At 55.5% G+C, this 23136-nt stretch carries 16 protein-coding genes; 4 read left to right on the top strand and 12 right to left on the bottom strand.

The window, feature by feature from the left end; translation table 11 throughout:
• Positions 1-11 precede the first annotated feature (11 nt).
• The 5 genes from dnaE to tsaB form a co-directional block, all read right to left on the bottom strand.
• Positions 12-3566 carry a DNA polymerase III subunit alpha gene (dnaE, locus tag ACOCF6_RS04040; RefSeq protein ID WP_482459106.1) on the bottom strand — a complete coding sequence of 1185 codons (3555 nt, stop codon included), beginning with the start codon at positions 3564-3566 and terminating at the stop codon, positions 12-14.
• 174 nt (positions 3567-3740) lie between these two features.
• Positions 3741-5474 (bottom strand): sensor histidine kinase, encoded by a 1734-nt coding sequence (locus ACOCF6_RS04035; RefSeq protein ID WP_482459105.1) that lies wholly within the window; start codon positions 5472-5474, stop codon positions 3741-3743.
• A 182-nt stretch (positions 5475-5656) separates the two neighbouring features.
• Positions 5657-6586 (bottom strand): succinate--CoA ligase subunit alpha, encoded by a 930-nt coding sequence (gene sucD, locus ACOCF6_RS04030; RefSeq protein WP_482459104.1) that lies wholly within the window; start codon positions 6584-6586, stop codon positions 5657-5659.
• 31 nt (positions 6587-6617) lie between these two features.
• Positions 6618-7775, bottom strand: coding sequence for an ADP-forming succinate--CoA ligase subunit beta (sucC, locus tag ACOCF6_RS04025; protein ID WP_482459103.1), 1158 nt, complete (start codon positions 7773-7775; stop codon positions 6618-6620).
• 312 nt (positions 7776-8087) lie between these two features.
• Complete coding sequence (tsaB, locus tag ACOCF6_RS04020; RefSeq protein ID WP_482459102.1) at positions 8088-8810, bottom strand: tRNA (adenosine(37)-N6)-threonylcarbamoyltransferase complex dimerization subunit type 1 TsaB; 723 nt, start codon at positions 8808-8810, stop codon at positions 8088-8090.
• Positions 8811-9027: 217 nt separating this feature from the next.
• On the opposite strand from tsaB, the gene ACOCF6_RS04015 reads away from it, so the two are divergent.
• From ACOCF6_RS04015 to ACOCF6_RS04000, 4 genes are all read left to right on the top strand, one after another.
• Positions 9028-11082, top strand: a complete 2055-nt coding sequence (locus tag ACOCF6_RS04015; RefSeq protein ID WP_482459101.1) for a serine protein kinase PrkA — start codon at positions 9028-9030, stop codon at positions 11080-11082.
• Between the two features lie 104 nt (positions 11083-11186).
• Positions 11187-12572, top strand: a complete 1386-nt coding sequence (locus ACOCF6_RS04010; protein ID WP_482459100.1) for a DUF444 family protein — start codon at positions 11187-11189, stop codon at positions 12570-12572.
• Positions 12573-12615: 43 nt separating this feature from the next.
• Positions 12616-14244: a SpoVR family protein gene (locus ACOCF6_RS04005; protein WP_482459099.1), complete on the top strand. Its 1629-nt coding sequence runs from the start codon at positions 12616-12618 to the stop codon at positions 14242-14244.
• Positions 14245-14329: 85 nt separating this feature from the next.
• A complete protein-coding gene (locus ACOCF6_RS04000; protein ID WP_482459098.1) occupies positions 14330-16621 on the top strand; it encodes a serine protein kinase PrkA in 2292 nt (763 codons plus the stop codon).
• A 96-nt stretch (positions 16622-16717) separates the two neighbouring features.
• On the opposite strand, the gene rseP is transcribed toward ACOCF6_RS04000, so the two are convergent.
• The 7 genes from rseP to tsf form a co-directional block, all read right to left on the bottom strand.
• A complete protein-coding gene (gene rseP / locus ACOCF6_RS03995) occupies positions 16718-17863 on the bottom strand; it encodes an RIP metalloprotease RseP (RefSeq protein WP_482459097.1) in 1146 nt (381 codons plus the stop codon).
• A gap of 1 nt (position 17864) precedes the next feature.
• Positions 17865-19025, bottom strand: coding sequence for a 1-deoxy-D-xylulose-5-phosphate reductoisomerase (dxr, locus tag ACOCF6_RS03990; protein ID WP_482459096.1), 1161 nt, complete (start codon positions 19023-19025; stop codon positions 17865-17867).
• An 84-nt stretch (positions 19026-19109) separates the two neighbouring features.
• On the bottom strand, positions 19110-19889 hold the full coding sequence (locus ACOCF6_RS03985) for a phosphatidate cytidylyltransferase (RefSeq protein ID WP_482459095.1): 780 nt from the start codon (positions 19887-19889) through the stop codon (positions 19110-19112).
• An 11-nt stretch (positions 19890-19900) separates the two neighbouring features.
• The gene (locus tag ACOCF6_RS03980) at positions 19901-20641 is read right to left on the bottom strand and encodes an isoprenyl transferase (RefSeq protein WP_482459094.1); all 741 of its coding nucleotides are present in this window, start codon (positions 20639-20641) and stop codon (positions 19901-19903) included.
• Positions 20641-21198: a ribosome recycling factor gene (frr, locus tag ACOCF6_RS03975; protein ID WP_482459093.1), complete on the bottom strand. Its 558-nt coding sequence runs from the start codon at positions 21196-21198 to the stop codon at positions 20641-20643. The genes ACOCF6_RS03980 and frr overlap by 1 nt, the downstream gene beginning before the upstream one ends.
• 2 nt (positions 21199-21200) lie before the next feature.
• Positions 21201-21920, bottom strand: a complete 720-nt coding sequence (gene pyrH / locus ACOCF6_RS03970; RefSeq protein WP_482459092.1) for a UMP kinase — start codon at positions 21918-21920, stop codon at positions 21201-21203.
• 214 nt (positions 21921-22134) lie between these two features.
• Positions 22135-23070, bottom strand: coding sequence for a translation elongation factor Ts (gene tsf, locus ACOCF6_RS03965; RefSeq protein ID WP_482459091.1), 936 nt, complete (start codon positions 23068-23070; stop codon positions 22135-22137).
• Positions 23071-23136 lie beyond the last annotated feature (66 nt).

The raw sequence follows: 23136 nt of genomic DNA, 5'->3' as shown, positions 1-23136 counted from the left end.
TATTTTTACTCTCACTCAAAAGTTGCGGCATTATAACCGAACAGCCGCTCGACTTCCAGCCTTAAATCATCGTCCGGCATAACATACATTTCTGCGGGCAACTGCATGACCGCCTTGCCACGTGACGGCATCTCGAACGAGATGAAAGATGCTACATTGCCGCGATGACGTTCGATAATCCCTTTCAGGCCGCCAAGGCGCTCGGTCGGCATGTCGTCCATCCGCAGGGTGAAAAACACCTTTTTGGTTGTCTGGACACGCGCATCCTGAAGCAGCTTGATATCTCCCGCCGGACCGCGATTTTTCTGCTGCCATCCGTTGCCCCCCTCCTTCTGGGCCTGGACCAGGATCTTGGCACCTTTTTCACCTTTTTCAAGCTTGCCGATGATCAGGAGCGGGTCATCGGATTTCAGCAGGTTCACGGCAGAGGCATAGATATCGGAAAATACGGTGACTTCGACGGAGCCGGTCAGGTCTTCGATCGTAACAAAGCCCATGCGGTCCCCTTTTTTGGTAGTGATCTCCTTGAGGCCGCAGACAATGCCGCAGATCCGGACCTCGCTGCCGTCGGTCTGATCTGCAAGATTGGCGATCTCGCTGCTGGCCAGGCGCTTGATATCGTCCAGGTAACGGTCAAGGGGATGGCCGGTAATCAGGAAGCCGAGGACCTCCTTTTCATAGGCCAGCTTCTCCTTGTCATGCCACTCGGCAACATTGGGAAGCCGCATGCCTCTGGAGCCGTTGGTACTGACCGTCTCTTCGGTTCCGAACAGGGAGGTCTGGGCACTGGCCCGCTCCTCCTGGATCTTCTGTCCATAGCTGGTAGCGGCTTCCAGGCCCTCCATCAATGCCGCTCGAACGGCATTGGTTGAATCGAAGGCACCGCACTTGATCAGCGACTCGACCACCCGCTTGTTGACCCGCCGCAGGTCGACCCGTTCACAGAAGTCGAAGATGTCCTTGAAGGCTCCCTCGGAACGGGCCTCCAGGATGGCTTCGATGGCTCCGGTTCCGACATTCTTGACGGCTCCCAGGCCGAAACGCATGGATTTATCCACCACTGTAAAGGAAAGCCCCGATGCGTTGATATCGGGAGGCAGTACCTCGATGCCCTGTTCACGGCAGTCGCTGATGTTCTTGATAACCTTGTCGGTGCTGTCCATGTCGCAGGTCAGCAGGGCGGCCATGAACTCGACCGGATAGTGTGCCTTCAGATAGGCGGTCTGATAGGCGATCAGGGCGTAGGCGGCCGAGTGGGACTTGTTGAAGCCGTATTCGGCGAACTTGGCCATCTGGTCGAAGATCGCTTCGGCCTTTTTCGTGTCGATCCCCAGCTCTTTGGCGCCTTTCAGGAAAGTGTCTTTCTGGCGATCCATCTCCTTGGCGTCTTTTTTACCCATGGCGCGCCGCAGCAGGTCGGCCTGGCCCAGGGAGTAGCCGGCCAGGGAGCGGGAGATCTGCATGACCTGCTCCTGGTAGACGATGACCCCGTAAGTGTCCTTCAGGATCACCTCCAGCTGTGGCAGGTCATAGACCACCTTCTGGCGGCCGTGCTTGCGCTCGATGAAGTCATCCACCATGCCGCAGCCCAGCGGGCCGGGGCGGTACAGGGCGCAGGCCGCGATCACGTCTTCGAAGCAGGACGGTTTGAGCTTGACCAGCATCTCCTTCATGCCGCTGGATTCCAGCTGGAAGACCCCGGTCGTGTTGCCGGCGGTGATCAGGTCGTAGCTGGCCTGGTCATCGTCACGCAGGGTGGTGATGTCGAAGAGCGGATCTTTGCCCACTCGCACCAGGCGGACGGCGTTCTCGATCACGGTCAGGTTCTTGAGCCCCAGGAAGTCGAACTTGACCAGGCCGACCAGTTCCACATATTTCATGGAATACTGGGTATTGATCGAACCGGTTTTCTGGTCCTTGTAGAGCGGCAGAAACTCCTCCAGCTGATCCGGGGCTACCACAACTGCGGCGGCGTGGGTCGAGGCGTGGCGGGTCAATCCCTCCAGACAGAGGGCGGTATCCAGCAGGTCCTTGACCTGCGGGTCGCTGTTGCACAACTCCTTCAGCTGCGGTTCCTGCTGCAGGGCCTTGTTGAGGGTCATCTTGAGGTCATCCGGGATCAGTTTGGCGATCCGGTCCACATCGCCATAACCCATGTTCAGAGCGCGCCCCACATCGCGGATGGCCGCCTTGGCGCCCATGGTTCCAAAGGTTATGATCTGGCAGACCCGGTCGCGGCCGTACTTGTCGATCATGTACTGGATCACTTCGGAACGGCGGTCCTGGCAGAAGTCCACGTCAATATCAGGCATGGAGATACGTTCCGGATTGAGGAAACGCTCGAACAGCAGGTTGTAGGGCAGGGGATCCAGATCGGTGATCTTGGTGGCGTAGGCCACCAGAGAACCGGCCGCCGAGCCCCTGCCCGGACCGACCGGGATACCCTTGTCCTTGGCCCAGCGGATAAAGTCCGACACGATCAGGAAATAGGCCGGGAATTTCATGTCGCGGATGCAGTCCAACTCGATGGCCAGACGGTCAAAGTACCCCTGCTGCTGTTCCAGAGTCATGTCGGGGTACTTGGCCAGGATCGTGATCATCCGCTCTTTCAGCCCTTCGGTCGCCAGGTCACGCAGCATGTCGTCGTGGTTCTTTCCCGCGGGCGGATCGAAGTGGGGGAAATAATAGGTCTTGCCATCCACCGCCAGCTCCAGATTGCAGCGTTCGGCAATCTCCAGGGTATTGCTGATGGCTTCGGGGGCGTAGGAGAAAGCGGCTGCCATCTCCTCCGGCGACTTGACGTAGAACTCATCGACCGAGAATCTCATATGGGTCGGGTCGCTCATGGTTTTGCCGGTCTGGATGCAGAGCAGCACCTCGTGGGCGCGGGCATCCTCCCGATTCAGGTAGTGGCAGTCGTTGGTGGCCACCAGGGGCAGGTCCAGTTCGGCGGCTACCTCCTGCAGGCGTGTGTTGACGATGTCCTGCTCCGGGATGGTGTTTTCCTGCAGTTCGATGTAGTAGCGACCGGGAAACAGCTCGCTGTACCAGCGGGCGGTGGCAACAGCATCCTCCATTCGGCCCCGGCCGCACTGCATGGCCACCTCCCCCTTGAGGCAGGCCGACATGGCGATCAGCCCCTCGGAACGGCCGGAGAGCAGCTCGCGGTCGATGCGGGGGCGGTAGTAGAAGCCCTCCTTGTAGCCGGCCGAGGTCAGGTATGAAAGGTTTTTGTACCCCTGCAGGTTCTCACAGAGCAGGATCAGGTGATAGGCGGCATCGGAGATGCCCTTGGCGTCCTTGGAAAAGCGGGAATCGGGCGCCAGATACAGTTCGCAGCCGATGATCGGCTTGACGCCGGCCTTTTTGCACTTGAGATAGAATTCGGCTGCTCCGAACATATTGCCATGGTCGGTCATGGCAATTGCCGGCATATTCAGATCCCTGGCCTTGGCGATCAGGTCGTCGAAGCGGATGGCGCCATCCAGCAGGGAGTATTGGGTATGGAGATGCAGGTGGACAAAGGGGGCAGAAGGGGGGACTTCAGTGATTACGGCAGGTTCCATGATAGCATTTCTCCCTGTGAGACTGTGAGGTGAGAAGTATGCCTTATCTCAAGATATGGTGTCAAGGGGCGGAATTGGTCGCAATATTTTGTGTGTAATGGCGGGAAGTTGGCGGGTGAACGGTCCTTGCCTGACCAGATTGCCTCTTTGATCAGCTGTGCAGTCCGCTCGAATCTACGCCTGATTCGGCGCGGAGTGTTCTGAACGACCGAGGGTGAAGTAGAACGCGGCACCTCCATCGACAACCCCTTCACCCCAGACCCGCCCGCCGTGACGTTCGATGATCCGTTGTACCGTGGCGAGGCCGATGCCGGTGCCGGGGATTTCACTTGTGCAATGCAGTCGCTGGAACGGTTTGAACAGACGCTCCGCCTCCGTCATACTGAAACCGGCCCCATTGTCGCGGACGTAAAAGGCCGGCTCCCCAATGGATTCATCAACACCGAACTCGATGCGGGCGCGCCCTGTACGGGAGGTGAATTTCCATGCATTGCCGAGGAGATTCTCCAGGAGTATCTGCATCAGGTGCGGGTCACACCAGGCGACCAGGCCGGGGGTGACCACGCATTCAACCTGCCGTTCAGACTGACGTAGACAAAACTCGGTCAGGATGTCATCGGCCAGTGCGGAGAGATCAACGTCGCTGCAGCTGATCTCTCTCTGTGTCACCCCAAAGAGGACCAGCATGGCCTTGATGAACTCTTCCATGCTCTCGCAACCCGCGCAGATGATATGCATAAGCCTCTTCCCGGTATCGTCGAAACCGTCCGCATACATCTCGTCAATGGTCTGCGCCGCCATGTAGATGCGGGTCAGCGGAGAGCGGAGATCATGGGACAGGGAGTAGCTGAAGGCCGACAATTCCCGGTTGGTGGCCTGGAGGTCGAGGGTCTGCTGTTGGAGATTGTCATTGAGGATACGGATCGCATCTTCGCGCATTTTACGTTTCGAGATGTCACGAACCACGCAGATCAGACCGCCATCTTCGTTAAGGCTGAGGGAAATCTCCTGGGGGAACACGCTTCCATCCTTTTTCAGTCCGGTCGCCTCGCCGCGCCATCCGCCTTTCGCGGCAAATCCTTCGTGGATGAGGGGTTCGAGACGCGTGCGCTCCTGTTCATCATACAGCACATGCCAGCTCTTCCCGATGAGCTCGTCAGGTGACCCGTAACCGTAGACTGCGGCGTGGGCCTCATTGAGATAGATGTATTCCTCATTTGCGTTCAGGATGGCGATGCCGTCCAAGGAGGTCTCGACGGCGGCCAGCAGTCGGTGGAGATGGAGCTCGGCTTCTTTTCGTTCGGTCATGTCCCGCACGGATTCAATTCCGGCTATGATCGTGCCGTTGGCGTCCCGGAGAGGGGCAGAGTATATTTCACGGTAGGAGATCCCGTGATCGGTTACGAAACTTTTTTCGCGATGGCGGACAAGTCCGTCGGCAAACGTTTTTGTGAGATCACAATCCGGGCAGGCCGTATCACGCTGATGGTAGGTCGCGTAGCAGTACTCTCCGACGTGATCACCGATCAGTTCCTTGTGCGCCTGGTTCTGATAGAGGACCTTCAGATCCGTGTCCAGAACGCTGACCGCATCCCCCATGGCAGCAAGAATCGCTTCGGCACGTGCCCGTTCGGCCTTGAAACCGGCCATGGCCTCTTCCAGTGAGACCTTGAGACGTTCCTGGATGTTGGTCTGGTGCCAGGCATAGCCGGCAAAGAGGCAGATAAACAGGAACGTTTGGATCCTGTAGACCAGTTCCTGCTGCTCAGGATCAAGGAGTTGCGGAAAAAATCCCCGTTCGGCGTAAATCACACCATCAAGGTATGCATCTGCAAGACAGAATACCAATCCCAGGCACAGCGCAGTAAAGATGATGTTCCAACGGATGTGGAGGTGTTTTCCCGACATGGATACCCCTGGTAAATTCGTTGCGCAGAACTCTGTATCTATCAGCAATAAACTGTATACAAAACATAATCAAACAGTTTTGTATTTGACTGAAATCAGTACAAAAATGAGTGCCAGAGGCAACAAAGCCCCGTCTCCCCACAGAAGGAGATGAGGCTTTGTGCCGGATGTTGGTGGCGAAACTATTTACTGGTCTTTTTGGCTGCTGGTTTAACCGCACCCTTTGGAACAGCTTTCCCGGCCGCCTTCAAGGCCTCCAGCATGGCTTCACCCATTCTTGTAGGGCTGGTGGAGACAACCACGCCGCATTCCTGCAGGGTGCGGATCTTGTCCTCGGCTTTGCCCTTGCCGCCGGTGATGATGGCGCCGGCATGTCCCATGCGTTTGCCGGGAGGGGCGGTGACACCGGCGATAAAGGCCGCAACCGGTTTACGCATGTTCTTCTTGATCCACTCTGCTGCGGCTTCTTCGGCACCGCCACCGATCTCGCCGATCATGAAGACACCTTCGGTGTCCGGATCCTGGTTGAAAAGATTCAGGACGTCAATGAAGTTCATCCCGATGATCGGGTCGCCACCGATGCCGACACAGGTGGACTGCCCCAGCCCCATGTCGGTCAACTGCTTGACCGCTTCGTAGGTCAGGGTGCCGGAGCGGGAGACGACACCGATCCTCCCTTTTTTGTGGATATGCCCCGGCATGATGCCGACCTTGCATTCGCCAGGGGTAATGACACCCGGGCAGTTGGGTCCGACAAGCCTCGTCTTGCTATTCTTCAGGATCGCCTTGACCGGTACCATGTCGCGGACCGGGATCCCTTCGGTGATGCAGACCGCCAGCGCAATGCCGGCGTCGGCGGCCTCCAGGATTGCGTCTGCAGCATAAGGGGGGGGGACAAAGATCATGGAGACATTGGCATTGGTGTATTTGACCGCCTCTGCGACCGTGTTGAAGACCGGGATGCCTTCGATATGAATGCCCCCCTTGCCCGGAGTAACGCCGGCTACGATGTTGGCGCCGTACTCGCGGCACTGCTGGGTATGAAAAAGGCCGCTGCGGCCGGTGATGCCCTGAACAAGAATCCTCGAATCTTTATTGAGTAATATGGACATGAGTTCTCTCCGTTGGTTGATCTGTCGGGGACTAGCCCAGCATTTTTACAATCCGTGCCGCCGCATCACCCAGGTTGTCGCCGACCTGGACATTGAGCCGCGATTCTCGCAGGAGCTTTTTACCCTCTTCTACCTTGCTTCCGTCCATCCGGACGACAATCGGCAGGGTGCAGTGGACCTCGCTGGCCGCCTCGATAATGCCGAGGGCAATCACATCGCAGCGCATGATGCCGCCGAAGATGTTGACAAAGATCCCTTTGACGTCATGGTCCTGCAGGATGATCCTGAAGGCCTCGGCCACCTTCTCACGGGTGGCCCCTCCTCCCACGTCCAGGAAGTTGGCCGGCTCGCCGCCGCACTCCTTGAGCACATCCAGGGTGGCCATGGCCAGGCCGGCACCATTGACCAGGCAGCCGATGGAGCCGGTCAGCTTGATGTAAGCCAGATCATATTTACCGGCGTTTATCTCCAGCGGATCGAGCTGGGAATAGTCCATCATGTCAGGGTATTCACGGTGGCGGTAGACCGCGTTGTCGTCAAAGGTGATCTTGGCGTCCATGGCCATCAACCATCCGGCCTTGGTCACCACCAGCGGGTTGATCTCCACCAGGGCGCAGTCCTTCTCCTGACAGACACGGTACAGGTTCATGATCAGTTCGACGCAGTCCTCGCAGACCGTACCGGTAAGGCCGAGTTCCAGAGCGATCTTGCGGGCCTGATAGGGGCGAAGGCCGCCCAAAGGGTCGATGAGCAGGGTGTGGATCTTTTCGGGACTCTTTTGCGCGACCTCCTCGATATCCATACCCCCTTCCGCCGAGGCGATCAGGATATAGCGGGAGCTTTCACGGTCCAGGGTAATGGACAGATAGAACTCGCGGGAGATCTCGACCGCCTCTTCCACCAGGATGCGGCGGACTCTCAGCCCTTCAGGGCCGGTCTGGTTGGTGACCAGGGTACGGCCGAAGAGCTCCTTGCCGTACTCCTGGGCCTGTTCCGGGTAATGCACCAGCTTGACGCCCCCCGCCTTGCCGCGTCCCCCGGCATAGATCTGGGCTTTAACCACGCAGCGCCCTCCCATCATCTTGGCAGCGCGCTCGACTTGGTCAGAGGTCAGCGCCACACGTCCGCGGGGGATCGGGATACCGTAACTGCTGAGAATCTCCTTGGCCTGATACTCATGAATGTTCATGGTACGCTCCGTTTAGTAAGTTAGAAATTGTTTCTGCGGCATCTTGCAGAAATAATTTCGTTAACGCACTTATCCTGCGTAGCAGGGCACGATTTTGGAAATTATAGCAAATAAAGGCGGGGATACAAGGCGATGTAGTAATAATTAACTAAACAACAACATTTGAGTCCACGAACGACACGAAACATCGCGGAAATTACTGCAATACCGTAAAAGCAGTGATTCACCAATAACAACTGCAATTAAATTGAGTTAGTGGGCTATTTTAGTTCGTGTTTTTAGTGTGTTTCGTGGACAACTGTTTTTTGGAAATTATTGATTGTGTTTGACTGAATCCGTTCTGGCGAGGCGTGCAATTTCGGCTTCGGATGCACGGATATAGTCTGGAAGAAGGTGGGCGGGATCGGTCGTGTTACCGCTGCGAAAGGTTTCCAGAGCCAGCATGGCGCCATGTGCGGCACGTCCCGTATGGTGGGAGAACGGTGCCATCAGGGCCAGTACTCCCCTGTGGGCCAGAATGGTCTCGTGGTAGCGCTGTGCCCCTTCGCCGGCGAAAATGACCGGACTGTCGGTGGTTTCAGACATCAGATTGAGGAACTGCTCCATCGGCATAACGCAGTCCGGAATCAGACAGGAGGGGGTGGGACGGGAACAATCGTAAAGTCCCGCGTAGACCTCGTTCTTGCGGGCGTCCAGCAGGGCGCAGACCGGGTGGGTCGCCAGGGCGCAATTCATGGCCAGCATGGCCAGGGAGGAAAACCCGGCACAGGGTCTGCCTGTCGCCAGGGCCAGGCCCTGGAGCGTGGCGACACCGCAGCGCACTCCGGTAAAGGACCCGGGACCGGTGGAGGCGGCAAACAGATCGATATCGCTGATGGCAAGGCCGGCCAACACGAGCAGGTGTTCGATCTCAGGAACCAGACGGGCTGATAGAGACCGGTTGCAGGTAAAGGTCGATTCGGCAATGACAGTCTCTGTTGAAGTGATGGCCACGCTGGCCAGCGAGGTGGATGTGTCCAAGACAAGGATGTTCATGGGAAGGCACTATACATCAAAATGCCGGTGCGTCAACAGCATGAAAATGCCACTGGTAGGCATTCACGGTTTTTTTACACCATCCACAGGTAAAACAGCCCTTATTACCGGTATTATTTTCCTTTTATTCGTGATCTGGCTTGCTAAAATCCGTTGATAGGTAATAATTATAAGTAAGTATACAGTATGTTTATTCATGTCCGGACGGAGGAGTGCTATGGCTGCCCATGAGAAGTTGGTTCAGCATCTTGTTGCGGTAAAAGAAGGTGAAAGGGTCTTCGAGAATGCCTTTCAGTCTGTAGCCAGGATGATTCTCGGATCGGGTTTTGAAAAAGTTGTCGTGAATGGGCGTACTACCTATGATTTCAATGTGTTCCGCAGTAGCCGGAAGCATGCCATCGGCATGTACGACGAGATCAACAGCTTCGTCTCCTATGTAAAGGATGCCGCCGAAGGTGGCTCCAGCAAGGAGATGGCCTTTGTACTGGTCGGTGAGCCGGGTAACGGCAAGACCTTTTTTGTCGAGTTACTCTGTACCCAGTACCGGGCCTTTCTGACGGAACCCAAAAACCGCCGCTATACCTTCCGCTTTAACGGTCTCGCCCAACTGGGACACTACGGCAAGATCAATATCATTGATTCCCAAACCTATGAAGACCCGCTGATCCTGGCCATGAACCTGAACGACACCCCAGAGGAAAACCGCCGTTTCCTGGCGGAACAGGGGGGGCTGGCGGACGCCGCCATAGCTGAACTCTACGAGAACTACCGTCCCCTGGGTGCCTGCAGCGGCTATATCTGGAACGATATTCGCGAGTTCTGTGACGGGGATCTGGAGCGGATGCTCGACTTCATTGAGGTTGTTCCGGTACCAATGAGTGAAAGCCTGGGCACCGTGACCGGCAAATATCCGGCCAAGGACAAGATCACCTCGTCTTCGGTCGACCTGCTGGGCGAGGAATCAATCCAGCGCCTGCTGCATATCTCCGATACCAACAACCCCTACCGTTTCGATCTGCGCCGCGGCGCCCTGGCCCGGGTCGCCGGCGGGGGTATACATTTCTCCGACGAGATCTTCAAGAACAAGAAGGATCTGGTGCAGGTCTATCTGGGTGTTATTCAGAACCGGGCCATCGAGATCGACGGCTACAAATGGCCGATCGACTCCCTGATCATCGCCACCAGCAACAACTCCGAATTCAACCGCTTTCTGTCCGAAAAGGAGGAGGCGCCGATTGTTGACCGCTGCCGGATCTGCTATGTCTCCCACAACACCAATTACCGGCTCCAGGAGGGGCTTACCGCCTATGCCATCGGCAGTGAATCCAAAACCACCCTGACCAACGAAGCGCTGCATCAGGACCCCAACCTGAACTATGCGGCATCCGTGGGGGTTGTCCTGACCAGGCTACCCCGTTCTGAGAAACTTACCTCCATCGAGACCATGAAACTGGCCGCCGGCGAGGTTGCGGGCGAAAAGAGCATCAAGGCGCTGGCCGAGGTGATCGACACCTTGGGACAGGATCCGGATATTACCAAACGCTTCGGACAGAAGGGCTTGGGCCATCGCAGTCTCGGTCGCTCCATCCAGCTGCAGGTGGAGAATTCCGAGACCAATGAAGGGCGCTGCATGTTCGCCTTCGATGTCTTCAAGACCTTGGAGCGCGTTGTGCTCGACTACGTGGTTGACACTAATGACCGGGCCAAGTACCTGGAGGATCTTAAGATCGCCAAGGGGCTCTACCGCGAGCGGATCATGACCGAGATGTTCAATGCCTATATGGATGAACCTTATGCCATCCGCAAGGATGTGATGAACTACGTCAACATGATCATCGGCATCGATGCTGAAAACCTGGGGCCGGACCGGATGTGGAAATACAAGGATCCCCAGAACGGGGAACTGCGCGCACTGAAGATTGACGAGCGCTATGTCAAGAGCGTGGAGGAGCGGATCGGTCTGAAAACAGAGGAACAGCGGGATTCGTTCCGCACCTCCATTCGCAAGATTTACGGCCAGAAGATCTCCATGGACCCCAACTATGACTTCATGGACAATCTGGAGCTGGTCAAGGCGATCACCGATGTGCGCCTCAAGTCGGATATTGCCGGTGCCGGCAGCCTGATCGGCGCCCTGGCCAACCGCACCAACGAGGAAAACCAGAAATTGTACGACCGGATGATCACGACTATGCTGAACAAGCTGGGCTACTGCCGGACCTGTGCGCAGAAGACGATTGAGTATTTCTGCACGCAGGAAGATGAAAATTAAAATCTGTTAGCCACAGAGTACACAGAGGTATCCCAAGAAACGGTTTTTATAATGGTTATAGATTTTTCTCTGTGTCCTCTGTGGCAAAAGCCTTTAAGGGTTTTATGCGAAACGACCTGCTGACATACCTGGAAGAACTGACGGCGCGCGGCCTGCCCCCCGAGCGGGAGGCCCGCTTGCGGGCCGAACTGGCAACCGCGTCGGATGATCACGCGTTGCCGCCGGATGATCTGCCGCTGAAAGGAGAGCTGGCCCGTTTTGGCCGCAGCATCTATGCGGGTGGTGATCTGCTCGTGCTCAGGCAGGCGGTTATGCCGCAGTTCAACTCCGCCGGTCTGGCAAAATCCCTGGACGAGCTGCTGGAGCGCGACCGGCGGCGGGAAGAGGACGGCTTTCCGCGCAAGATCCAGGTGGGTAAACTGGTGAAGCCGGGGCGCGGTCGTGCGGGTAAGGTTGTAGTTGTGCCGACCACGGTGGAGGAAAAGCTGTTTCACGATCCGACGGTACGCCCGCCGGGTGAAGGCGGCACCTCGGGTGGTACGGGTGATGAGGAAGAGGGAGAGGTCATCGGTGAACAGCCGGTCCGTGAAGAGGGCGGCGAGCCGGGCAGCGGACCGGGCGAAGGAGGCGGGGAGAATCATGAACTGGAATCCTCTGCCTATGACCTGGGCAAGACCCTGGCAGAAAAATTTCAGCTGCCGAACCTGAAAGACAAGGGCAAGAAGCGCTCATTCACCCGCTACACCTACGATCTGACCGACAAGAACCGTGGTTTCGGCCAGGTGCTGGACAAAAAGGCGACCCTGCGCAAGATCGTGGAAACGAACATCGCCCTGGGGAACCTTCCCGATGTGGCGGATATAGATCCGTCCCGCTTCCTGATAGCTCCGCGTGACAAGGTTTACCGTGTGCTCTCACGGGAAAAGGATTATGAGCCGCAGGCCATGCTTTTTTTCCTGCGAGACTATTCCGGTTCCATGGCCGGCAAGGTTACCGACCTGATCGTTTCCCAGCATGTGCTCATCTACAGCTGGCTGCTCTACCAGTATGGCGGTCAGGCAGAGACCCGCTTCATCCTGCATGACACTGAAGCCAAGGAGGTGCCGGATTTCTACACCTACTACAACTCACGGGTTGCGGGAGGGACGCAGGTTTCCAGTGCCTATCGTCTCGTCAACGAGATCGTTGAGAAGGAAAACCTGGCACGGGACTACAGCATCTATGTGTTTCACGGCACCGACGGCGATGACTGGGATACCGGTGGCGAGAAATCCATACCGGAGCTGGAAAAGATTCTGAAATACGCCAGCCGGGTAGGGGTTACGATTGCCGAACACGGACAGGGTGAGTCCGGCGGGACCGAGGTCGCCCGCTACCTGAGGGGATCCGGTTTATTGAAGGATAAAGCGGATCTGATCAGGATGGACATTATGGCAGAGGATGCGGATGAAGCGCGGCTGATCGAGGGGATCAAGAAACTGATCTCGTGACACCAGGGTCCCACCCCCTTCAAGGGGAGGGAAGAGGCAACAGATGGAATTGATCAATCAACATACAAAAGGCATCATGGAAGGCTGCAAGGAGCGGGCCCGGGCAGCCGGACTTTCCTTTACCGACGAGAGCCTGGAGTACGTCGTCACCAACCGTGATCTGCTGGAACTGTCCCCCAAGGTAATGATCCCGACTCTCTATGACTACTGGGTCCATGATGTGGAGGTGCTGCGGGAAAAAGGCAAGTACGAACTCTATCCGCACAACCCCTACGAAACGGTCATCAACACGCGGCCGCCGATCTCTTTTTACAACGATAACAATCCGGATTGGCTGAATGTGATGATTTTTTATCACGTCCTGGCCCACATCGATTTTTTCCAGAACAACCTCTATTTCCGCCGTACCTGGGACTATGATTTCACCGGACAGGCCCTTTCTGATAAGCGGGTAATCGCAAAATTACGCGCCGAGAAGGGACGCTGGGTGGATTACGTGATTGAATTTGCCCGGGGTATCGATAACCTGGTCGACTTCCATGGTGATCTGGCGGATCTCTTCACCCCCCCTGAAGCTGAGTGCTCCTCCCGGCTCGATTACTATTTCGATACGTTTCTGCAGTCGGAGAAAAAGATTTCGGTCAGCGAATACATCAAGGAGGTGGGGCGCTACAACGATTGTTTGAAAGCGTTTGGTGAACAGGGTGAGAAGTCCTTTTTCAATGAGGCTGAGCGGCGCTATCCGGAACTGGAAGCGCATTTCGCCCGCTCGGGAGAGACGCACCCGACCCAAAAGCGCGATCTGCTCCGCTATATCCTGGATAATTCCGAATTCCTGGCCAGGGATGAGAATGTGTGGATGCGTTCTATCCTGGAGATCGTCCGCGAGACCTCCCTGTTCTTTCAGCCGCAGATCCGGACTAAAATCATGAACGAGGGGTGGGCCAGCTACTGGCACGAGCGCCTGTTTTTGCAGGATGACCGCATCAAGGGACATGAGGTGGATTTTGCCCGGGTCCACGCCGGTGTCACCTCCATGCCACGGGTCGGTATGAACCCGTATGCTCTGGGGATGCGGCTTTTCAGCCATATTGAGGAACAGGCCGACAAAGGTCGGCACTCCTTCGCGTTCCAGCGGCTGCTGGATACCGACAGGCGCAAACAGTTCGATACCGGTGCTGCAACGGGCCGTGACTTCATCTTCCAGGTCCGGGAAAATATGAGTGATTACCTGTTCCTGAAAAACCATCTGGATCAGGATTTCCTTGACCGGCACAAGCTTTTTGTCGCCGGTAAACGGCTTGACCGGCAACGCATGGTCTGGCAGTACTATGTCAAGAGCCGCAAGGTCTCGGATTATCAGCAGATGATGCTGAATTCCCTCTACCATCCACCCGTTATCACCGTTGATGAGACCAGGGGGGTTGAAGGCTCGCTTTACCTGATGCACAAGTTCGAGGAGAAGCAGCTGGTACTGGAATACGTTGCCAATACGCTGATGGGCATCGAGTACCTGTGGGGTGGTCCGGTACATCTGGAAACGAGCGAGGCACAGGTGGTGTCCGCCGCGTCAGCACCTGCGCGGCAGGAAGAGCCCGGCGACGAGGAAATCACCTGGAAGCGGGTGTTGTATTCAATGAACGAGAAGGTGCTTTCCAAAAAGACGCTGTAGTCAGTTACAGGTTAGGTTCTGCGGGGTCCTGACAGAATATAGATCTGGCCAATAAACTATCCTGATCATCAGGGTAAGGTGACATATGTCGAATGTCGATAGTGCCATATACCATCTCAACCGCAAAATCAGCGAACGGGAGCATAGCCAGATCATCTCGTTTGAAGATTTCCTGAATGTCCTGGCACTGCGTCCGGCGTCGGTTGTGCGCAATGTATTTCAGACCTTTCACGATATGATCCGCAGCTACGTGGGAGAGGGGGTCGAAGAGTACCCCGATGACCCGGAATCGATAAATTATGTCAATTACGATACCCGCAATCTCTTTGTCAATGATACGGACCGCCCATTTTTTGCCGATCGACTCTTTGCCAATCGTCTTATCAACCATGTGGACGCCATGAAGGGGAGCGCCCGGCAGAACAAGATCTATATCTTTGAGGGCCCCCCCGGTTCGGGCAAGAGCACCTTTCTCAACAACCTGCTGCTCAAGTTCGAGGAGTATGCCAACAGCGATGCGGGCACCCGCTACGAGGTGGTCTGGAGGCTCGATCGCCGGATTTTGGCGCAGATCAACGAATCCCAGCTGTCGTCATTTGTCGACCGTCTCACGAACCTGCTTGATGAATATGAACTGGGACAGGCCGAACTGTCCGAGATGAAAAACAGCCTGAACCGAAGCGGTGATTTCGTGGAGATAACCTGTCCATCCCATGACAACCCGCTCCTCTTGATCCCCAAGCGTGACCGGCGCACTTTTTTCGACGTCCTCTTCAAGAATGACGAGTTCAAGTGGAAGCTTTTTACCGACAAGGAGTATGAATGGGTCTTCCGCGAGTCCCCTTGCACGGTCTGCAGCTCCATTTTCGATGCCCTGATTCATCGGCTTCCCACCTCCCTGGATATCTATCGCATGATCCATGCCCGCCCCTACCGTTTCAACCGGCGATTGGGAGAAGGCATCACCGTCTTCAATCCGGGCGATAAGCCGATGAAACAGAACATCATGACCAACGAACAGTTGCAGCGCAAAATCGATATCCTGCTGGGTGACAGCAATGCGGTAAAATACCTGTATTCAAGCTTTGCCAAGACCAACAACGGCATCTACGCCCTGATGGACGTAAAATCCCACAACGCCGGGCGGTTGCTGGAACTGCACAATATCATCAGCGAGGGGATCCACAAGGTGGAGGATCTGGAGGAAAACGTCAGGTCGCTCTTCTTCGCCCTGATGAACCCGGAGGATGAGAAAACTATCGAGGGTTTTCAGTCCTTTACCGACCGGATCGAGTTCATCAATATCCCCTATGTCATGGACCTGAACACCGAGGTGGAAATCTACCGCAACATCTTCGGCAAGCATATTGACGAGAGCTTTATCCCCCGTGTGCTGCACAATTTTGCCCGAACGATCATCTCCACCCGGATGAAAATCAGGTCGGATGCGCTGCTGGACTGGATCGGAGAACCGGAAAAATACGGACAGTATTGCGATGAAAACCTGCAGCTTCTCAAGATGGAGCTTTATACCGGTTATATTCCGGCCTGGCTCACGGACGAGGATCGCAAGCGTCTGACCGCCAAACGGCGGCGACAGATCATCGATGAATCGGAGAAGGAAGGGGATACCGGCTTTTCCGGCCGTGATTCCATCAGGATTTTCAGCGAGTTCTACGCGGCCTATGCCCGCAAGGACAAACTGATCTCCATGTCCAGCCTGAACACTTACTTCAACAAGTGGCGAACGGATCTCAAGGAGATGTTGCCGGAAGGATTTCTGGATTCGTTGCTGAGAAACTACAACTATTCCGTACTGCAGGAGGTTAAGGAGTCCTTGTACAACTACAACGAGGAGCAGATTGCCCGGGACCTGCTCAACTACATGTTTGCGGTCAATTTTGAGAAGGGATCGGTAGTTGTCTGTCGCTTTACCAATGAGAAGCTCGAGATCAGCGAGGATTTCCTGTATGCCATTGAGGGGAGGCTGCTCGGAACGTCAATAGCTACGGGCGAACGCGACAACTTCCGCCGGGAAACCCAGAAGGAGTATGCCTCCCGGACATTGACCCAGGAGATCCTGGCGGAAGGGAAAGACCCCGCTGAAACGGGTCTCTACCAATCGCTCCATGAACGCTATGTCCACAATCTGAAGGGCAAGGTGCTGGAACCGTTTCTTGATAACGCCAACTTCCGTCGCGCAATCAAGGATTACGATACCGAGGCCTTCAAGACGTACGACAAGCGCATCCGTGATGATGTATCGTTTCTGATCAACAATCTTTGCGCTGCCAAGTATCACTACACCAAGCAGAGCGCCAAGGAGGTTTGTGTCTACGTGATCGACAACGATCTGGCCCGCAGGTTCCCGTCATAACTCTGTCAGACAAACTGAAACGATAAAAGGGCGGCATGATAGCCGCCCTTTCCATATTCAGGGAAGAACCGTGGTTGTGGTACTATGTGATTTCAGCTAAACCTTACCCACAAAATACCTGACGATATCGTTGTAGAACGCCAGCACCATCAGGCTCAACAGCAGGAACAGGCCAATCTGCTGGGCATATTCCCTGACCTTCTGGTTGACCGGGCGGCGGAAGATCAGTTCGCAGAAGAAGAAGAAGAGGTGCCCGCCATCCAGCACCGGTACCGGCAGCAGGTTGAGAACGCCCAGGTTGATTGACAGCAGCGCCATGAATGCCAGAAAGCTTGCACCACCCATCTGGGCTGTTTCACCCGCCATCTTGGCGATCATGATCGGTCCGCCGACGCTGTCCATCGGTACAACGCGCTGGACCATCTTGACCAGTGACATGATCGTCAGGTCAATAACCTTCCAGGTCTGAGCCGTTCCTTTGACAACGGCCTGAAACGGGTTGGAATATTCGGTCACGACCTCTCCGGCAGCAGCAATACCTATGGCATATCCATTGATGCTCTCACCGAAAAGGTTTTTCGAGACTCGCGGTTCCGGGGTTATGGTGAATTTTAGATTCTGTGAGTCACGTTTCACCATGAGGTTTATCGGTTGGCCCTTGCTGGCACCGATCATCCCGGCGATATCATCCCACTGAGAAACCTTTATGTCGTTGATGGCTGTGACCAGATCGCCCTTGAGGATACCGGCCTTTGCTGCCGGTTTGTCTTTGAGCGCCTCTCCGATCCTGGCAGTAACCGTTGGCACGCCGATCATGCAGATGACGATAAAGATCAACCAGGCAAAGACCAGATTGAAAACCGGGCCGGCCATGACGATGGCGATGCGGGCCAGGGGCGGTTTATGGGCAAAGGAACGGGCTTTTTCCTCTTCGGTCAGCTCCCGTACGTCATCAAGAGGTTCTCCGGATTCCTGATCATAGGCCTTCTCGGTATCATCCGATGTCTGCGGCGCCGCGCCTTCGATGACTCCGCCTTCGCCGAACATCTTGACGTAGCCGCCCAACGGAAATGCCGAAAGGAGGTATTCCGTTTCTCCGATCTGTTTTCCGAAAAGCTTGGGGCCGAAACCGAGGGAGAACTTCTCCACTTTGACATTGAACAGCTTGGCAACAATAAAATGCCCGAATTCATGGACAAAGATCAGGATTCCCAGGACGAATATTGCATAGATGACCATCATATCAGTTGTGTAAACCTCCGCAGATTTCACGTGCTTTCTGCCGGCCCCAGCTGTCAGCCAGCAGTACTTCTTCAATGGACTTCAAATCACCGGCCTGGTGGGCAGCCATGGTACGTTCAATAACTTCGGCGATCTGCAGGAAGCCGATGCCGCCGGTCAGAAAGGTTTCAACAGCGATCTCGTTGGCGGCGTTCATAACAGCCGGCATACTTTCACCGGCATTGATGGCCTGGTATGCCAGGCTCAGGCAGCGGAATTTAACCAGATCCGGCTTATGGAATGTCAAACCTGAAAAAGTCGTCAGATCCAGCGGCTTGATACCGGTGGCGACCCGTTCCGGGTAGGAGAGGGCGTAGGCGATGGGGGCCTTCATGTCCGGGGTACCCAGTTGGGCGATGACGCAGCCGTCAACGTACTCAACCATGGAGTGGATGATGCTCTGGGGGTGGATGTTGACATCGATCTTTTCCACCGCTGCATCAAATAGCCAGCGCGCCTCGATCACCTCCAGCCCCTTGTTCATCATGGTGGCTGAGTCGATGGTGATTTTTCTGCCCATGCTCCAGTTGGGGTGGTTCAAAGCATCGCGGACCGTGACATTCACCAGTTGTTCGGCCGGGGTGTTCAGGAACGGCCCTCCTGAAGCGGTCAGGATGATCTTGCTGATGTCCTCGCTGCGGTGCCCCTCTATGGACTGGAATACGGCACTGTGTTCGCTGTCAACCGGATAGAGTTTGACACCGTAGTGAGCGACCATCTCCATGAAAAGGTGGCCGGCGGTGACCAGGGTCTCTTTGTTGGCCAGGGCAATGTCCTTGCCAGCCCGAATGGCCGCGGCTGTCGGAACCAGACCGGCAGCGCCAACGATGGCCGCAACAACCATTTCGGTTTCTTCGGCAGTGGCGGCAGCAATCAGGCCATCCACGCCACCATAGATCTCGACATTCAGGCCGCTGCACATCTCCTTGAGCCTGGGGACATCTTCCACTGAGGCAACAGCTGCAATGCGGGGTGAGAACTGGCAGATCTGGCGTGCGAACAATTCCAGATTTTTCCCGGCTGTCATGGCAGTGACACAAAAACGATCGGGGTAGGCCGCGACTATCTCCAGGGTGCTGACACCAATGGAGCCGGTGGATCCGAGAATGGAAAGACGTTTCATAATGCTATCCCTCTACCCTTTATATACAGGATACGTACGTTAACGATATTATTTCTACAAAACACTGAAATAATTTCTATCGTACTAAAAAACGTAGATTACGTAATAGTACATGGCTGGAGCTGCAAAGATGATGCTGTCAAGTCGGTCCAGGACGCCACCATGGCCGGGAATGCTGTTGCCAGAATCCTTGACGCCGAAACTGCGCTTGAGCAGGGATTCGAACAGGTCGCCGGTCTGGCCGAGGATGCCGATGAAAATTGCCGTCAGCAGTGCATCGGTCAGCGATAATTGCGGGAAGAATGTGAACTTGGCCAGCAGGGTGCCGCCGATACTTCCCAAAACGCCTCCCAAGGCCCCTTCAACGCTCTTTTTGGGGCTGACCTGGGGGTAGAGTTTGTGTTTTCCGAAGGCGCTGCCGGTGTAGTAGGCGGCGGAGTCATTGGTCATAACGATCAGCATGATCACCAGCAGCCATTGCCAGCCGTAGGTGGTTCGATGCAGCATGACCAGGTGCATCAGCAACAGCGGGATATACAGAAAACCCAGAGAGGCATAGGCCACGTCCCGGGCGGCGTCGGAAATATCGCGGATGCGGAAGAGGAACAATAGCGCAAAGGATAGAAACAGACCGGTGATACCGGCCAGCGCCAACCGATCTCCACCAAGAAAAGGGACAAAAATCACGACAGCGGCGCAGGCTGCTGCCAGCCACGCCTCAAGGGTACGTCCCGGCAGGGCCATACGATAAAACTCGTGCATTCCGAGAAAGGTAAAAACGGACAACAGGCAGGCAAAAACAAACGGACCACCCTTGAGGATGGACAGGATGACGACCGGCAGGAGGATGAGGGCGGTAATCAATCGTGTAATGGTTAATTCCCTCTGTTGAGCTGGTCGCTGGTCTTGCCGAAGCGGCGCTCACGGGACTGGAAGTCTGCCAGAGCCTTGCTGAACTCGTTGATGGTAAAGTCAGGCCAGTTGGTTTCGGTGAAATACAGTTCAGTATAGGCGAGCTGCCAGAGCAGGAAATTGCTGATGCGCATCTCGCCGCTGGTCCGGATCAGGAAGTCGGGATCAGGCAGGCCGCCTGTATCCAGATACGTACCGAAGACATCCATCGTAATGTCGTCTGCCGAAAGCTTGCCGGCCAACACATCACGGGTCAAACGGGCTGCTGCCAGGCTCAACTCCTGACGACCGCCATAGGAAAGGGCCAGGGTCAGGGTCATGCCGGTGTTGCCCGCAGTTTCCCGGATGGCCTCCTCCAGGGTCTGGTTGACGTCATCGGGGAGTTCACTGCGGTTGCCGATGACGTTGTAGCGGATATTCTTGCGCATCATCCGGGCAGTCTCCTGGCGGATGTATTTCTTGAGCAGCATCATCAGCGCCCGCACCTCGATGGCAGGCCGCAACCAGTTCTCCGACGAGAAGGCGAACAGGGTCAGGTACTTGATCCCGATCAGTGATGCCTGCTCAACGACCATCTTGACGGTCTCGGCGCCACGCTGGTGACCAACGATTCTCTTAAGCATGCGCTGCTGTGCCCATCGTCCGTTGCCGTCCATGATGATGGCCAGATGGACCGGTATTTTGGCTGGGTCAAGCGGCTCCATCAGACTTCCATAACCTCTTTTTCCTTGTGGCTCACGGCCTCATCAACCTTCAGCTCAAAGCTTTTGGTCGTATCCTGGACATCTTTTTCAAATTTCTTCAATTCATCCTCGGTGATGGATTTGTCCTTCTCCATTTTCTTGAGTTTGTCGATAGCGTCACGGCGGATATTGCGCAACGCAACCTTGTCGTCTTCCGCCTTGCGCTTCAGATCCTTGACGATCTCCTTGCGGCGTTCCTCGGTCAGCGGAGGCAGGTTCAGGCGGATTATACGGCCGTCGTTGGAAGGCGTAAGACCTATATTTGAATTGAGAATGGCCTTTTCAATGGCCGGGATAATTTTGGGTTCCCAGGGCGAAATGGTAATGGTGCGTGGTTCGGGCACCGCCAGAGTTGCAACCTGGCTGATTGCGGAGGCGTTGCCGTAGTAATCGACCTTGATGCTGTCCAGGATCGAGGTCGATGCGCGCCCGGTTCTGATTTTCTGGAATTCCGTCTTGAGGACGCCCAGGGTCTTTTCCATATTTGTCTTCATGTCATCGAGTACAGTCTTTGGCATGGTTATTCTCCTTGTACGATAGTTCCGATTTCTTCACCACCGATAACCTTTTTGATGTTTCCTTCAGTCGTCAGGTCAAACACTATAATGGGCAGTTTATTGTCCATGCAGAGCGAGATGGCGGTTGCATCCATGACCTGCAGCCCTTTCTTGAGTACATCAATATAGGTGAGCATGGGGAGTTTGACCGCATCCGGATCTTTTTTGGGATCGGCGGAATATACGCCATCCACCTTGGTCCCTTTGAGGATCACTTGAGCGTTGATCTCCATGGCGCGCAGGCTAGCGGCGGTATCCGTTGTAAAATAAGGATTGCCGGTGCCGGCGCCGAAGATGACTACCCGCCCTTTTTCCAGGTGCCGCATGGCACGCCGGCGGATATAGGGTTCGGCGACCTCTGCCATGGCAATGGCTGATTGTACGCGTGTGGCAACACCGGCCTTTTCGAGGGCGTCCTGCATGGCCAGAGAGTTGATCATGGTGGCCAGCATGCCCATGTAGTCGGCGCTGGCCCGGTCCATGCCCTTGGATGAGGCGGCCAGGCCGCGGAAGATATTGCCCCCGCCGATGACCAGTGCCAGTTGAACGCCGCTGTCTACGACCTCGCGGATTTCTTTGGCGATGGCATTAATGGTCTGTGGGTCGATGCCGTAGCCCTGATCCCCTGCCAATGATTCGCCGGACAGTTTCAGCAGTACTCTGGTGAATGATGGCCTGCTCATTGCGTGTCTCCCGTCTCGTCTAACGTACTAAGCCTGCTGCGCAGGATAAGTATGATCTCGAAATTATTTCTGCAATATAACTACGGAAATAATGTCTATCACCAACCCTGCTTCGCAGGATAAGTGCGTTCACGAAATCATTTCTGAAAAACCTCAGAAATGATTTCTAACGCACTAAAAAAAAAGCCGGCCATGTTGGCCGGCTTTACCGATTTTACAGGCCGGCCGCTGCCGCCACCTCGGCGGCAAAGTCCGATTCCTTCTTCTGCAGCCCCTCGCCGAGGACGAAGCGTTCGAAGCGGGTTATGCTGACAGCGCCGCCAACGGCGTTTCCGCATTCCTTGACAACCTGCTGGATAGTTTTGTCAGTATCCTTGACAAAGGCCTGTTCGATCAGGCAGATGTCGGCATAGTACTTGTTGATCTGGCCATCGATGATTTTTTCGATGATGGCATCCGGTTTGCCTGATTCCTTTGCCTTGGTGCGGTAGACCTCTTTCTCGCGATCAAGCACGTCGGTCGGAACCTGGTCTCGGCTGACAAAAGCCGGGGCTGCGGCGGCTGAATGCATGGCGATGTCTTTCAGGAAGCCTTGCAGCTGCTCCTTGTTGGCAGCGGAAACTGCCGGGCTTGCAACCTGAACCAGTACGCCGATTTTGCCGCCGGCATGGATATAGGAACCGATGCAGCCGTCGCCATCAACAGTAAAGGTTGCGAAACGGCGAATCTGGATGTTCTCGCCGATGATGGAAATCGATGCGTTCAGATAGGCCAGTACGGTTTTGGATGCATCACCGGTAAACGGCTGCTCAAGCAGGGCGGCAACATCTGCCGGCGAAGCAGCCAGGATGTGCTGACCGATGTTGGCGACAAAGGCCTGGAACGTGTCATTCTTGGCCACGAAGTCGGTTTCGCTGTTGATTTCAAGCAGTACGCCACGTTTGAGATCTTCAGAAACAAATGCGGCAACCATGCCTTCAGTAGCTGCGCGGCCGGCCTTCTTTGCAGCTGCAGCCAGTCCCTTGGTGCGGAGAAAGTCAACGGCTTTCTCGAATTCGCCACCGGTTTCTTCAAGTGCTTTCTTGCAGTCGAGCATGCCGGCGCCGGTGGATTTTCTCAATTCATTTATCTGTGCGGCTGTTACGGCCATTCTATCCTCCGTTCCCGAGTGCGGGAATTCTTGAAATTTGGAATTATGTTCGCTGTGGCTCTTTTA

It is taken from the genome of Geobacter psychrophilus, from assembly GCF_056821595.1.
The sequence above is the reverse complement of the archived record's forward strand: the minus strand, read 5'-3'. Positions and strand labels throughout refer to the sequence as shown.